This is a genomic window from Novosphingobium sp. BL-A-41-Hi4A-0G, from assembly GCF_055521735.1.
Window position 1 is genome coordinate 1050196 of the sequence record NZ_CM145501.1, and the last position, 13504, is coordinate 1063699.

Genomic DNA, 13504 nt, shown 5'->3' on the forward strand with positions numbered 1-13504 from the left:
CGCGAACCGCCGCCTCTGCACGGCGTCAGTTGCCCGGGCGCCGCGACATGAAGGCGAGGCGTTCGAACAGCATGATGTCCTGCTCGTTCTTCAGGAGTGCGCCGTGGAGCGGGGGGATGGCCTTGGTCGGGTCGCGGTTCTGGAGGACGTCCAATGGCATATCCTCGTTCAGCAGAAGTTTGAGCCAGTCGAGCAGTTCGGAGGTGCTGGGCTTCTTCTTGAGGCCGGGCACTTCGCGGATCTCGTAGAACACTTCCATCGCCTTGGAGACGAGCGTCTTCTGGATGCCGGGGAAGTGGACGTCGATGATCGCCTGCATCGTCTCGCGATCAGGGAACTTGATGTAGTGGAAAAAGCAGCGGCGCAGGAAAGCGTCGGGCAGTTCCTTCTCGTTGTTCGAGGTGATGACGACGATCGGGCGTTCCTTCGCCTCGATGCGCTCCTGCGTCTCGTAGACATCGAAGCTCATGCGATCGAGTTCCTGCAGAAGGTCGTTCGGGAACTCGATATCGGCCTTGTCGATTTCGTCGATCAGCAGGACGGGCAGCTTGGGGGCGGTGAAGGCTTCCCAGAGCTTGCCCTTCTTGATGTAGTTGCTGATGTCGTGAACACGCTCGTCGCCCAGCTGGCCATCGCGCAGGCGGGCGACGGCGTCGTATTCGTAGAGGCCCTGTTGCGCCTTGGTGGTGGACTTGACGTTCCACTCGATCAGCGGGGCGCCGACGGCCTTGGCGATTTCGTGTGCCAGCACGGTCTTGCCGGTGCCGGGCTCGCCCTTGACCAGCAGCGGGCGGCGGAGCAGGACGGCGGCGTTGACCGCAACCTTGAGATCATCGGTAGCGACGTAATTGCTGGTGCCTTCGAAGCGCATCGGCGGTTCCTGTGTTAATCGTTTGGTTAAGCGATAAGGCGGGGCGAGGAACTGCGCAAGGGGTATGGTTTCCTGACGTGCGTGTCATCCAGATGGCGATTTGTTGACACTGGCGTCAGTTTTGAGGTTCGTTTATGACGGCTGCGTCAGCTTCGTAGCGTATCAAATTGTCGCCGCAAGGCCGCGATGTCTCTTGCCGATTGAAGCCTTGCGCGGTGGCGTGTAGCGAGGCGGCAATGGTCGCACACCGTAATGTCATGGCGAAGCAAGGATATCAGGCATCGCCACGCGAGCGGGCCGGAGCGATGGCGTTTGCGGCTGTCACGACCCTTCTTGTATTCCTGATCATGTGGCGGATGGGCGCGGTCACCGGGTTCGGCGACGGCAAGGGTTCGCATCTGACCGCAATCGACCTTTCGGCCGACGGGCAGGATGAGAAGAAGGCCGAGAAAAAGCAGCAGAAGCAGGAGCGCAAACAGGCGCAGTCGGCCGAGGCGGCTTCGGCCCAGCCCATGAAGGCGCCGCCGCCAGTTCCCGTTCCCGGCAAGGTCGAATGGCCGGAAGGATTCATCGAACTTTCGCGCAACGATTATCGTGCGACCGATATCTCGAAGATGAAGCGCGCGGAGTCCGGCGGGGCGCGGCAGGCGAGCGCAGGCAGTCCAGGCGATTCCGCCAGCGTCGGGCAAGGGCCGGGCGGCGTCAGGCTCTATGCCGCGCAATGGTATCGCGAGCCGACCGAAGCCGAGATTGGCCCGTACCTGCCACAGCGCCGGATGCAGGGCGACTGGGCCATGATCGCCTGCAAGACGATCGAGAAGTACCACGTCGAAGACTGCCAGGAACTCGGCGAAAGCCCGCCGGGATCAGGCCTCGCCCGGGCGATCCGGCAGGCCAGCTGGCAGTTTCTGGTCCGCCCGCCGCGCGTGAACGGGAAGCCGCAGATCGGCGAGTGGGTGCGGATCCGGTTTGATTTTCGGGCGAAGAAGGGTGACGGTGGGAGCGAGAACAGCTCGGCAACTAGTTAGCCAGACGTTTAGTTTCGGGACTTATTGAAATTGATGTCCAAGGCCGATGCCGTCTATCAGCATCGATGACACTATTAAAATTTGGTAGCCCAGATTATGGATCTGGGCAGAATACACGATCGCCTAAGTCGGGGGGCATGGCTTTGATAGACATTACGCAATATCGTCCGAAACCGTATCACCTGCGGTATTCTTGGCAGATTGATAAAAATCCGGAGCCAGAAATTCCATCTGCCGTTTTGGCGTTCTTGAGAAGAACACAGAGGTTATATCGTTTTTGGTGGTTCTCTCATTATACAATTGGCCTTACAGGTGTTGTTGCAGGAACACTTCTAACCGCAATTTCTGGTGCATCCACTGAATCTCAATACCTGAGCTCTTTGCGCGAGTTTGCATGGTTAATTGGGATTATAGCCGCTGTGAGCACAAGTCTCGTCACGTTCTTGGGGCCGCTCCATAAGGCTGAGCGCTACTGGTCGGCATTCCACCATCTTGAGCAGGCCTGTTTAGAGTTTGAAGGCCGGCAGATGGACAACCGCATGAGAAAGCTCATGAGGAAAGTGATGGAGGCACGGCTTCTCTTGCAAGTGGCAGACAAAGGCGACGAGTTAGCCAGTTTTGCAAAGCACGCTACCGAACAGAAATCGGACCTCAGCCAAGCGACAGTTTAGGCGTCAATCAGCTCCGGATCGATCTCGCTCGCGCGGTTCTGGATGAACATGAAGCGCTGCGCGGGGTCGCGGCCCATCAGGCGGTCGACGAGGTCTTTCACCGCCGCGCGGCCTTCGTATTCCGGGGGCAGGGTGATGCGGATGAGGCTGCGGGTGGCAGGCGCCATGGTGGTTTCGCGCAGCTGTTGCGGGTTCATTTCGCCCAGGCCCTTGAAGCGGCCGACTTCGACTTTCTTGCCCTTGAACTTGGTGGCTTCGAGTTCGGCGCGGTGGGCGTCGTCCTTGGCATAGGCAGACGTGCTGCCGCTGGTCAGGCGGTAGAGCGGGGGCTGGGCGAGGTAGAGGTGGCCGCGCCGGACGAGTTCGGGCATTTCCTGGAAGAAGAATGTCATCAGCAGCGTGGCGATATGCGCGCCGTCAACGTCGGCGTCGGTCATGATGATCACGCGGTCATAGCGCAGCGCATCGGGGTTACAGTCCTTGCGCATCCCGCAGCCGAGCGCGAGCGCGAGGTCCGCGATTTCCTGGTTGGCGCGGATCTTGTCGGGCGTGGCACTGGCGACGTTGAGGATCTTGCCCCGGATGGGCAGGATCGCCTGCGTCTTGCGATCACGCGCCTGCTTGGCGCTGCCGCCTGCAGAATCGCCTTCGACGATGAACAGTTCGGTCTCGCCGCTGCCTTCGCCCGAACAGTCGGTGAGCTTGCCGGGGAGGCGCAGCTTGCGCGAGTTGGTGGCGGTCTTGCGCTTGACCTCGCGCTCCGCCTTGCGGCGCAGGCGTTCATCCATGCGCTCCATCACCGCGCCGAGCAGAGCCTTGCCGCGCTCCATGTTGTCGGTGAGGAAGTGGTCGAAATGATCGCGCACGGCGGCTTCGACCATACGCGCGGCCTCGGGCGAGGTGAGGCGGTCCTTGGTCTGGCTCTGGAACTGGGGGTCGCGGATGAAGACCGAGAGCATTATCTCGCTGCCGGTGATCATGTCTTCGGGCGCGATGTCCTTGGCTTTCTTCTGGCCGATCAGATCGGCGAAGGCGCGGATGCCCTTGGTCAGCGCGGCGCGCAGGCCCTGTTCGTGTGTGCCGCCATCCGGGGTGGGGATGGTGTTGCAGTACCACGAGTACGAGCCATCGGACCACAGCGGCCAGGCTATGGCCCATTCGACGCGGCCATTCTCCTCGCCATTGGGGCCGAGCGGGAAGTCCTGACGGCCCGCGAACGGCACCGAGGTTACGCATTCACGGCCCGAGACCTGCTCGGCCAGATGATCGGCAAGGCCGCCGGGGAACTGGAACACGGCTTCGGCTGGCACTTCCTCGCTGGCGAGCGAGGGGACGCACCGCCAACGGATCTCGACACCGGCAAAGAGGTAGGCCTTCGAACGGACCAGCCGGAACAGGCGGGCGGGTTTGAACTTGGCGTCTTCGCCGAAAATCTCGATGTCGGGGACGAAAGTGACCTGTGTGCCGCGCCGGTTGGGGGCGTTGCCGACCTTTAGCAGCTTGGTCGTGGGGTTTCCGCGCGAGAATTCCTGCGCGTAAAGCTCCTTGTTGCGCGCAACTTCGATCCGGGTGAGCGATGAAAGCGCGTTGACCACCGAGACGCCGACGCCGTGGAGGCCGCCGCTGGTGGCGTAGGCCTTGCCCGAGAACTTGCCGCCCGAGTGCAGCGTGGTGAGGATGACTTCAAGCGCCGACTTGCCGGGGTACTTGGGATGCTCGTCAACCGGAATGCCGCGACCGTTGTCTGAGATGGTCAGCCGGTTGCCCTCTTCGAGCACCACTTCGATGCGGTTGGCATGGCCCGCGACCGCCTCGTCCATCGCATTGTCGAGCACTTCGGCGGCGAGGTGGTGCAGCGCGCGCTCGTCCGTGCCGCCGATGTACATGCCGGGGCGGCGGCGGACGGGTTCGAGGCCTTCGAGAACCTCGATCGCGGAACCGTCATAGCTTTCGGTGGCGCTGGTGGCGGGGAGCTTGTCGAAAAGGTCATCGGACATGCGAACGGGTATAGAACGCCCGCGATTCCGCACGCAAGCGGGGATGCCGCCTTATCCGGCGAAATCCCCCGTTATCGGGCGTTCAGAACTTGGCCGGCGCCGGTGACACGGTCGTGAACGTGCCTGCCGCCACTTCGCGCACTTCCATCGCGCGTTCGGCCATGCCTGAAGCGGTGAAGCGGAAGACGCCGTCGAGGCCGATGAAGCCTTGCGGATCATAGAGCTTGGCGGTGGGGAAGGTGGTCCCGGGCTTCCAGGTGCGGGCGACATTGAGGGTGAGGAGCACGCTGTCGTAGCCTAGCGTTGCAAGGCGCGAGGGCGTTGCGCCGAAGCGGGTGGTGTAGCTCTTTTCGAACTGGCCGAAGCGTCCATCCGAGACGGCGGCGAACCATGCGCCGCGCATCGCGGGCGATTTGGCGATGGCGCCTTCGCCGCTCCACAGTTCGGTGCCGAGCAGCTTGACGCCCTTGCCGGCGAGCGGGCCTGCCTGCAGCGCGATGCGGCTGCCATCGGCGATGAGCAGCGCATCGAACTTCGACTTGTCCTTGGCCCGGCGCACTGCGCTTGCGACCGAGGTATTGCCGCGATCGTAGGTTTCGATGGCGGTGACGGTCACGCCACTGGCACGCGCGGCTTCGGTAAGGCCTGCAGTGGCGCGCTGTCCGTAATCGCCCGTCGGGATGATCGCAGCGACAGTCTTCACGCCCTTCGCCTTGGCAAAGCCGAGGACACGGGCGATGGACTGGCCGGGCGCCTGCCCCATGACGAAGACATCGCGCGAGGCGACGGCACTATCGTTCGAATAGGTGATCATCGGCACCTTGGCGGGCCGCGCCACATTCGAGACGAGTACGACGTCGTCAGACAACAGCGGGCCGAGGATCAGCTTGTTGCCATCGGCAATCGCGCGCGATGCGGCAGCGCCTGCACCGGTTGCGGTGTCATAGGTGGTGATGCGCAAGTTGGCGGCATTGGTATCGAGCACGGCCATGGTCGCCGCATTGGCGATGGACTGGCCGACGGCAGCGTTGATGCCGGTCATCGGCACGAGCAGCGCGACGCGATGACGTCCAGCGTCCGTCGGCAGGGTGTTGGCGTCAGGCGCCTTCTCGGTCGGCTCGGCAATCGGGGCTGTGCCTTTGGGAATAACGGTGCAACCTGCGAGCAGCGCGAGCGTGCCGGTCACCACCCACCTGCGCGACTGGCGAAGGCCCGAGATGCGGCTTTCGCCAGATTGTCCCATGTTCATTCCCCGCACACCCTCTTGTCGCTCTGCTCTGCCCGGTCCATTGCAATGCGCATGGAAACGTCACCACCACTTGAACCCGGTCTCTATATTGTAGCCACCCCCATTGGCAATCTTGGTGACATGACCCGTCGCGCGATCGAAACGCTTGGTCGCTGTGATCTGGTGGCGTGCGAGGACACGCGGGTTACCGGCAAGTTGCTGAATCTGCTCGGTCTGCACAAACCCATGCGGCGCTATGACGATCACGCCAGCGAAGGCGCGCGCGACGCACTGCTGGGCGAGATGGCGACGAAGGCCGTGGCGCTCGTCTCTGATGCGGGGACACCGCTGATCTCGGACCCGGGCTATCGTCTGGTGCGAGAGGCCAAGGGGAGGGGCATTGCGGTAACCTCGCTGCCGGGCGCGAGTGCGGTCATCACCGCGCTTTCGATGGCGGGCCTGCCGACGGATCGCTTCCTGTTTGCAGGGTTTCTCCCGAACAAGGAGAAGGCGCGGGGCGACGTGCTGGCGGAACTGGCTGCAGTTCCGGCAACGCTCGCGTTTTATGAAACCGGGCCAAGGCTGGTTGCTTCGCTCGAGGCCATTGCCGAGCGCTTGCCGGGGCGCGACGTGGTCGTGGCGCGAGAACTGACCAAGCTGCATGAGGAATGCCGCAGCGGGACTGCGGCGGAGCTTGCAGGGCACTACACCACGCATCCGGCGAAGGGCGAGATCGTGCTGCTGATCGGGCCGCCGGGCGAGGCCGAGGCACCTGACGAGGACGTGATCGACGCCGAACTTCGAGCGGCACTGGTGGAAATGTCGACGTCGCAAGCAGCGGGCAAGGTCGCCAAGGCGCATGGTCTGGACCGCAAAACGCTCTACGCGCGGGCAATGGAGCTTAAGGCCGGGGAACTGAAGGCCGGGGAACTCAAAGCTTGAGCAGGGCCGAGGCAGAACAGCGCGGGCGGCGGGGCGAGACGCTGGCGGCGTGGTGGTTGCGGTTGGGTGGGTGGCGCATTCTGGCACAGCGGGTGAAGGTCAAGGTCGGCGAGGTGGACCTGATCGCGCGCAAGGGTCGGACCGTGGCGTTCATCGAGGTGAAGTGGCGGCGCGATGCTGCCTTGCTGGGCGAGGCTGTCGACGCGCACCGGCTGAGGCGTGTAGCGAGGGCGGCGGAGATGCTGGCGCCGCGCTATGCCAAGGCTGGAGATGATGTGCGGATCGACGTGATCCTTGTCGCCCCGCGTACGTGGCCGCGCCGGATTCCCAATGCCTGGCAACCCGGCGCTTGATCTGAAGGCAATTTAGGGCCGGATTGCCAATGCGTGGCAACCCGGCGCTTGAGTCTTTGGATCAGTGAGCAGGCTTGTGCTCGCCATCCTTGTGCTCACCATCCTTGTGCTCGTCGTGATGCTCGTCCTTCTTGTCACCCTTGTGGTCGTCGTGCGGGGCGGACGTCGGGTGCGGGTCGGGGTTGGCAATGCCCTGGGCAGACCAGCCGAGAACGGCGATACCGGCGGCGGCAACAGTGAACAGCTTGCGCATCAATGGCTCCTTGAAGGGGGGTGGCGCCATCGTGGCGCGAGGCGAAAATGGTCGCGCTGCCGATAAAGTCGCTTTAAGGCGCGGGTGAGAGAAACCCCTGAGGATCAGTGCAAGCATGACTCTTCGCGTCGCGGTCCAGATGGACCCGCTCCATTCGATCAATATCAATGGCGATTCGAGCTTTGCGCTCATGCTGTCAGCGCAGGAGCGGGGGCACGAGGTCTATCACTACGATGTCGGCTCGCTGACGCTGGACGAGGACGACCGGCTGATCGCGAATGCCTCGCCGGTGACGGTGCAGCGTGTGGTGGGCGATCATTACAAGGTGGGCGAGAAGCGGCGGATCGACCTTGGCCGTGATATCGACGTGGTGCTGATGCGGCAGGACCCGCCGTTCGACATGGGCTACATCACCGCAACGCATCTGCTCGAGCGGATCGGAAGCGAGACGCTTGTGGTGAACAACCCGCGCAGCGTCCGCAACGCGCCCGAAAAGGTCATGGTGCTCGATTACCGTCGCTTCATGCCGCCGACGATCGTGACCCGTTCGGTCAATGAAGTGCGCCTGTTCCAGAAGAAGCACGGCGCCATCGTGATCAAGCCGATCCATGGCAACGGCGGCAAGGCGATCTTCCGGGTGAGCGAGGAGGGCGAGAACCTCGGCGCGCTGTTCGAGGTGTTCAACCAGACCTGGCCCGAGCCGCACATGGTGCAGGCTTTCCTTCCCGAAGTCGCCAAGGGCGACAAGCGCATCGTGCTGGTCGATGGCGACATTGCCGGTGCGATCAACCGCAAGCCCGGCGAGGGCGAGTTCCGCTCGAACCTTGCAGTCGGTGGCTATGCCGAGAAGACCGAACTGACGCCTGAGGAGCAGGAAATCTGCGCCGCGCTGGGGCCAGAGCTGAAGCGGCTGGGGCTGATCTTCGTCGGGATCGATGTGATCGGGGGCAAGTACTTGACAGAGATCAACGTGACGTCGCCGACCGGGATCGTCGCCATCGATAAGTTCAATGGCACCGATACGCCGGGGATGATCTGGGACGCGATCGAAGGGCGGCTCTAGGTCACATGAGATGCTGCGCCCCCGCGCAGGTGGGGGTGCAGGAGCTTTTGGCTGCTTGGAAGCGTTACCCTTTCCATGAATGACTGGATCATCCACCTGATCGAAGGGGGCGGCTATTGGGGCATCGCTTTCCTGATGGTCATCGAGAACGTGTTTCCGCCGATCCCTTCGGAAGTGATCATGGGGCTTGGCGGCATTGCCGTGGCGCGCGGACGGATGGAGTTCTGGCCGCTGATGCTGGCAGGGACCGTGGGGTCGACGCTGGGCAACTACTGCTGGTACCTGCTTGGGCGCTCACTGGGATATGAACGCTTGCAGCCTTTCGTGAACCGCTTCGGTCGCTGGCTGACCGTGGAGTGGGAGGACATCGAGCGCATCGTCGCGTTCTTCCGTCGTCACGGCCAGTGGGTCGTCTTTGCTGTGCGCTTTGCCCCGTTCATGCGCACGATGATCTCGCTTCCGGCGGGGCTGACGCGGATGGGGCATGTCCGGTTCCTGCTGTTCACCTTTGCCGGTGCTGCGATCTGGAACGCCATTCTTGCAGGGGCAGGCTACTATCTGGGCCGAAATTTCAGCGATCTGGAGAAGTACACGGGGCCGGTGGCAACAGGCACGCTGGTGATCGTGCTGGTGGCCTATGTCTGGCGCGTGATTGTTTGGAAACCGCGCTCTTGACAGCAAGACGCCGAGGCGCTGCATGAAGGAGCCCCCTGCGGGCATTTGTATCAAACTATCAAATCAAGGTTCTACCATGGCTGTCAAAGCGATGTGCATCATTACCAGAAGCGAAGAAGGTCGCGGCGCCTATGCCGTGCGCATGGACAATGACGAGAACGTCTATTTTTCGCTTAGCGTGAGTGAGGCGCTGGAACTGGAAGAGTTCGACGAGGTCGAGGCGATTCTCGTGAAGAACGACCGGCCGGAACCGGCATGGCGGGCGATCCGGGCAAGGTTGCCTTTGGACGACGGTGACAACTGATCCGCCCACAAAAAAGCCCCCGCACTGCGGGGGCTTTTCCGTTTGATGTGGTGGAAGTCAGGCGTCTTTCGCCAGCCACTCTTCCAGCCACTTGATCGTGTAGTCGCCCGAGAGAAAATCAGGCTCGTTCAGCAGGCGCTGGTGGAGCGGGATCGAGGTTTTGGGACCTTCGATCACCATTTCCTCGAGCGCGCGCTTGAGGCGCATGATGCAGCCTTCGCGGGTGCGGCCATAGACGATCAGCTTGGCGATCATCGAGTCATAGTAGGGCGGGATCTTGTACCCGGCATAGAGCCCGGAATCGACGCGCACGTGCATGCCGCCCGCTGCGTGATAGCTTTTCACCAGCCCCGGTGAGGGAGCAAACGTGAACGGGTCTTCCGCGTTGATGCGGCACTCGATCGCGTGGCCCTTGAACTCGATCTCGTCTTGCTTGACCGAGAGCGGCTTGCCATCGGCAATGCGGATCTGTTCGCGCACGAGATCGACGCCGGTGATCGCTTCGGTGACGGGATGTTCCACCTGCAGGCGGGTGTTCATCTCGATGAAGTAGAACTCGCCGTTTTCCCACAGGAACTCGATCGTGCCCGCCCCGCGATAGCCCATGTCGGCCATCGCCTTGGCGACGATGCCGCCCATGCGATTGCGTTCTTCGGTCGAGATGACGGGCGAGGGCGCTTCTTCGAGCACCTTCTGGTGGCGGCGCTGGAGCGAACAGTCGCGTTCGCCCAGATGGATCGCATTGCCGTTGCCGTCACCGAAGATCTGGAATTCGATGTGGCGCGGGTTGCCGAGGTACTTCTCGATATAGACCGTGGCATCTCCGAACGCGGCCTTGGCCTCGCTCCCGGCCTGCTGGATCAGCGTTTCGAGCTCTTCGGGGCCGTTGCATACCTTCATGCCGCGACCGCCGCCACCCGATGCGGCCTTGATGATGACCGGATAGCCCGCCTTCTCGGCAATCGCCTTGGCTTCGGCGATGTCGGAAACCGCGCCGTCCGATCCGGGCACGAGCGGCAGCCCCAGCGCGCCTGCGGTGCGCTTCGCCTCGATCTTGTCGCCCATCGTGCGGATGTGTTCGGGCTTGGGGCCGATCCACGTGATGTCGTGCGCTTCAACGATCTCGGCGAACTTGGCGTTCTCCGAGAGGAAGCCGTAGCCGGGGTGGATCGCGTCGGCATGGGTGATCTCGGCAGCCGAGATGATTGCCGCGACGTTCAGGTAGCTGTCACGCGCAGCAGGCGGGCCGATGCAGACCGCATGGTCGGCAAGGCGCACGTGCATCGCGTCGGCATCAGCGGTGGAGTGCACCGCGACCGTCTCGATGCCCATTTCATGTGCGGCGCGGTGGATGCGCAGCGCGATTTCGCCGCGGTTGGCGATCAGCAGGCGCTTGATGGCCATGTGCGGTCCTTACGCGATCACGACCAGCGGCTGGTCGAATTCGACCGGCTGCGCGTTCTCGACGAGGATGGCCTTCACGACACCTGCGGCAGGCGCGGTTATCGGGTTCATGACCTTCATCGCCTCGATGATCAGGACGGTATCGCCCGCCTTGACCGTCTGGCCGACGGTGACGAAGTTCGCGGCGCCCGGCTCGGCGGCGAGATAGCAGGTGCCGACCATCGGCGACTTGAGCGCGTTGGCGTTGTCGTCTGCAGGTGCGGCAGCCGGGGCTGCAGCTGGAGCAGCAACCGGAGCGGGAGCAGCGGCGGCAGGTGCCGGGACCGAGACTTGCGCCACGGGCGCTGCGGTGATCTGGCGGGCGACGCGGATCTTGCGCTCGCCATCCTCGACTTCGATTTCGGAAAGCCCGGTTTCGGCAAGAAGCTCTGCCAGTTCGCGCACCAGCTTGCTGTCAATTGCCATGTTGTCGGCCTTGTCGCCGCGTTCGTGACCCATTGGAATTTCCTCGCGGGGTATGAATTCAGACCGCGCGCCATGCCCCCAAGATGTCCGGCTGGCAAGGGGCGCAGGCCCTTGAAGGTGGAAAAACGCGCGTCCTAAAGCCGCGAAACGGCGTACAGCGCGACGAGATAGCTGTTCGCGCCAAATCCGCATACCGTGCCGAGCGCCGCCATGCCGACATAGGACTTGTGGCGGAAGTCCTCGCGCTTGTGCGGATTGGACAGGTGGACCTCGATCACCGGAACCTTGATCGACTTGATTGCATCGTGGATCGCGACCGAAGTGTGAGTGTAAGCCCCGGCGTTGAGCAGGACGGCCTTGACGCCTTCGGCCTGGGCTTCATGCAGCCAGTCGACCAGATGGCCTTCATGGTTGGACTGGCGCATGTCGATCTCAAGCCCCAGTTCGCGGCCGCGATCTTCAAGCATCCCTGCAATGTCATCCAGCGTCTGCGACCCGTAGATCTCGGGCTCACGCAGGCCAAGCAGGTTGAGGTTGGGGCCATTGAGCACGTAGACCGTCGTGCCTTGCCCGAATGATTGCGTCATGTGATCCCCCGATCGCGATTTGCCTGTCGTGATAGACGTTGCAGGCAAACGTGCAAGGGAGGAGGGCGTGTCAGCCGCCCGGAGCGATGGCCGGGCCGGGCGGGGATTCGATGGTGTTGTCGTAGATCGCGCTGTCCGGGGAATCGTCGGTGACGCCACCGTTGTCGGCAGCTTCGCCGTAGATCGGCTCGCCGCCAGCGTCTGGCGCAGGAGCCGGATTGCCGGTCGCCGCCATGCTCAGCGCCTCGCGTGAGCGCTTGTCTGCGGCCTCGGCCTTTGCCTCGAGCGCGGCGAGGCGCGCCTCGAGCTTTTCGTCGGCCGCTTTGCCGCAGCCGCCGAGCAGGGCCGCAAGCGCCACGAGCGCGGGAACGGCCGCACGAAGAGTCCGCCTGCCAGCGAGCGGCAGTGTCTGCGAGGATTGGGCCGACCTTGTTGTCATGGCCGTCTCAATAGCAGGCGGAAGTTACCAGAAACTAACCAAGAAGACCGGCAATCACCGGTCGCTGCCGCGAACCTTGCCCCACTGGCGAGCGGCAGTGTAGCCAAGGTAGCCGGTGCCGAAGAGGGCATAGAGCGGCTCGGGCAAACCGCCCAGATAGGCGTTCATGCCGGCGGCGATGTCTTGCGCAGCCTGCGGGCGGAACGCCGCGATCAGGCCCATCGGCAGGGCCCAGAGGATCATCGCGTACATCACATAGAGAAAGCCGGGCCGGGCGCGACTGGTCCAGCGGTCGGCCGATCCGGCCTCGGCGAGGATTGCCGAAATGCACGCCTGCAACTGCTTGAGCTCCTGCGTGCCTTCGAGTTTGAGCAGTTCGAGCTTTGCCCGGTCGCGGGCGTCCTTGTCGGGGATCACCTTGTCGATGGTGCCGGAAACAGGGGAGATCAGTGCTTCGAGAATACCCATTGCGTCGCCCTTTCGAGAAGTTGGACGCGCGATGAGGTAACCATGTCGGCTGATGTAGGAAAACGGTTTTCAGCAAAAAGGCCCGAAACGCTTGGAGCGCCGGGCCTTTTGGAAAATTGGTCGGGACGAGAGGATTCGAACCTCCGACCCCCACACCCCCAGTGTGATGCGCTACCAGGCTGCGCTACGTCCCGACCGGAAGCGCGCCTATAGGCAGCACTTTCTGCGATGGCAAGCGTCTGATTGGCGAAAGGTTCCGCATGCGAGGCGTGGCGTAACGCCGCGTCAGATTGCCTAGGCTATTGCAAACTGCTAACCGCGCCGCTTGCAGCAGCCGAGGCCGCGTTTTGCAGGATGTCTGCAGGCGGTGCGGTTGCAAAACCATAGTCGCGATCCCAGAAACGGACCCATGATGCTGAGCACTCTTTCCGCCGCCGCCGCGAATGCCGGACAACCGCCTGCCTGGATGAGCTTCCTGCCGCTGGTGGCGATGGGCTTCATCTTCTGGTTCCTGATCCTGCGCCCGCAGATGCGCCAGCAGAAGGAGCACAAGGCCAAGATCGCCGCGATGAAGAAGGGCGATATGGTCGTGACGGCCGGTGGCCTGATCGGCAAGGTCATCAAGCTCGACGATCATTATGCGGAACTGGAACTCGGGCCGAATGTCCGGGTGAAGGCCGTGCGCGCGACCATCGGCGACATCGTGCCACCTGCAGGTTCCGCGCCTGCAAACGACTGATGGCCAACGACTGAATT

The 13504-nt window shown here is 62.9% G+C and carries 17 protein-coding genes and 1 tRNA gene; 8 read left to right on the forward strand and 10 right to left on the reverse strand.

Features of this window, described 5'->3' with window-relative positions; translation table 11 throughout:
* Positions 1 to 25: 25 nt before the first annotated feature.
* Positions 26 to 871, reverse strand: coding sequence for an AAA family ATPase (locus ACZ1JX_RS05130; protein ID WP_144907170.1), 846 nt, complete (start codon positions 869 to 871; stop codon positions 26 to 28).
* A gap of 257 nt (positions 872 to 1128) precedes the next feature.
* On the opposite strand from ACZ1JX_RS05130, the gene ACZ1JX_RS05135 reads away from it, so the two are divergent.
* Both ACZ1JX_RS05135 and ACZ1JX_RS05140 read left to right on the forward strand, forming a co-directional pair.
* Positions 1129 to 1899 carry a hypothetical protein gene (locus ACZ1JX_RS05135; protein ID WP_465125693.1) on the forward strand — a complete coding sequence of 257 codons (771 nt, stop codon included), beginning with the start codon at positions 1129 to 1131 and terminating at the stop codon, positions 1897 to 1899.
* Positions 1900 to 2036: 137 nt separating this feature from the next.
* Positions 2037 to 2570 carry a hypothetical protein gene (locus ACZ1JX_RS05140; protein ID WP_465125694.1) on the forward strand — a complete coding sequence of 178 codons (534 nt, stop codon included), beginning with the start codon at positions 2037 to 2039 and terminating at the stop codon, positions 2568 to 2570.
* Here the strand turns inward: ACZ1JX_RS05140 and parE are convergent.
* Both parE and ACZ1JX_RS05150 read right to left on the reverse strand, forming a co-directional pair.
* The gene (parE, locus tag ACZ1JX_RS05145) at positions 2567 to 4567 is read right to left on the reverse strand and encodes a DNA topoisomerase IV subunit B (RefSeq protein WP_465125695.1); all 2001 of its coding nucleotides are present in this window, start codon (positions 4565 to 4567) and stop codon (positions 2567 to 2569) included. The two genes, ACZ1JX_RS05140 and parE, sit on opposite strands and share 4 nt — an antisense overlap.
* An 82-nt stretch (positions 4568 to 4649) precedes the next feature.
* Positions 4650 to 5810 carry a penicillin-binding protein activator gene (locus ACZ1JX_RS05150; RefSeq protein ID WP_465125696.1) on the reverse strand — a complete coding sequence of 387 codons (1161 nt, stop codon included), beginning with the start codon at positions 5808 to 5810 and terminating at the stop codon, positions 4650 to 4652.
* Between the two features lie 57 nt (positions 5811 to 5867).
* Here ACZ1JX_RS05150 and rsmI point away from each other — a divergent pair, with 57 nt between their 5' ends.
* Together rsmI and ACZ1JX_RS05160 are read left to right on the forward strand one after the other, a co-directional pair.
* Complete coding sequence (gene rsmI / locus ACZ1JX_RS05155) at positions 5868 to 6737, forward strand: 16S rRNA (cytidine(1402)-2'-O)-methyltransferase (protein ID WP_465125697.1); 870 nt, start codon at positions 5868 to 5870, stop codon at positions 6735 to 6737.
* Positions 6734 to 7090, forward strand: coding sequence for a YraN family protein (locus ACZ1JX_RS05160; RefSeq protein WP_465125698.1), 357 nt, complete (start codon positions 6734 to 6736; stop codon positions 7088 to 7090). The genes rsmI and ACZ1JX_RS05160 overlap by 4 nt, the downstream gene beginning before the upstream one ends.
* Positions 7091 to 7151: 61 nt before the next feature.
* Here ACZ1JX_RS05160 and ACZ1JX_RS05165 read toward each other — a convergent pair whose 3' ends face one another.
* Positions 7152 to 7373 (reverse strand): hypothetical protein, encoded by a 222-nt coding sequence (locus ACZ1JX_RS05165; protein ID WP_465125699.1) that lies wholly within the window; start codon positions 7371 to 7373, stop codon positions 7152 to 7154.
* A gap of 85 nt (positions 7374 to 7458) precedes the next feature.
* On the opposite strand from ACZ1JX_RS05165, the gene gshB reads away from it, so the two are divergent.
* The 3 genes from gshB (at position 7459) to ACZ1JX_RS05180 (ending at position 9385) form a co-directional block, all read left to right on the forward strand.
* The gene (gene gshB, locus ACZ1JX_RS05170) at positions 7459 to 8406 is read left to right on the forward strand and encodes a glutathione synthase (protein ID WP_465125700.1); all 948 of its coding nucleotides are present in this window, start codon (positions 7459 to 7461) and stop codon (positions 8404 to 8406) included.
* 75 nt (positions 8407 to 8481) lie between these two features.
* Entirely contained in the window at positions 8482 to 9081 is a 600-nt protein-coding gene (locus tag ACZ1JX_RS05175; RefSeq protein ID WP_465125701.1) for a DedA family protein, read from the forward strand.
* A gap of 76 nt (positions 9082 to 9157) precedes the next feature.
* Complete coding sequence (locus ACZ1JX_RS05180; RefSeq protein WP_465125702.1) at positions 9158 to 9385, forward strand: hypothetical protein; 228 nt, start codon at positions 9158 to 9160, stop codon at positions 9383 to 9385.
* Between the two features lie 57 nt (positions 9386 to 9442).
* On the opposite strand, the gene accC is transcribed toward ACZ1JX_RS05180, so the two are convergent.
* The 6 genes from accC to ACZ1JX_RS05210 all read right to left on the reverse strand — a co-directional run bounded on the left by accC (position 9443) and on the right by ACZ1JX_RS05210 (position 12942).
* Positions 9443 to 10789, reverse strand: coding sequence for an acetyl-CoA carboxylase biotin carboxylase subunit (gene accC, locus ACZ1JX_RS05185; RefSeq protein ID WP_465125703.1), 1347 nt, complete (start codon positions 10787 to 10789; stop codon positions 9443 to 9445).
* Positions 10790 to 10798: 9 nt separating this feature from the next.
* Positions 10799 to 11287, reverse strand: coding sequence for an acetyl-CoA carboxylase biotin carboxyl carrier protein (gene accB / locus ACZ1JX_RS05190; RefSeq protein ID WP_465125704.1), 489 nt, complete (start codon positions 11285 to 11287; stop codon positions 10799 to 10801).
* A 101-nt stretch (positions 11288 to 11388) separates the two neighbouring features.
* The gene (gene aroQ / locus ACZ1JX_RS05195) at positions 11389 to 11841 is read right to left on the reverse strand and encodes a type II 3-dehydroquinate dehydratase (protein WP_465125705.1); all 453 of its coding nucleotides are present in this window, start codon (positions 11839 to 11841) and stop codon (positions 11389 to 11391) included.
* A 70-nt stretch (positions 11842 to 11911) separates the two neighbouring features.
* Positions 11912 to 12280, reverse strand: coding sequence for a hypothetical protein (locus ACZ1JX_RS05200; protein ID WP_465125706.1), 369 nt, complete (start codon positions 12278 to 12280; stop codon positions 11912 to 11914).
* Positions 12281 to 12334: 54 nt separating this feature from the next.
* Complete coding sequence (locus tag ACZ1JX_RS05205; RefSeq protein WP_465125707.1) at positions 12335 to 12748, reverse strand: holin family protein; 414 nt, start codon at positions 12746 to 12748, stop codon at positions 12335 to 12337.
* Between the two features lie 117 nt (positions 12749 to 12865).
* A tRNA-Pro gene (locus ACZ1JX_RS05210) sits at positions 12866 to 12942 on the reverse strand.
* A gap of 215 nt (positions 12943 to 13157) precedes the next feature.
* Here ACZ1JX_RS05210 and yajC point away from each other — a divergent pair.
* Entirely contained in the window at positions 13158 to 13487 is a 330-nt protein-coding gene (yajC, locus tag ACZ1JX_RS05215) for a preprotein translocase subunit YajC (protein WP_144907185.1), read from the forward strand.
* Positions 13488 to 13504: the final 17 nt, after the last annotated feature.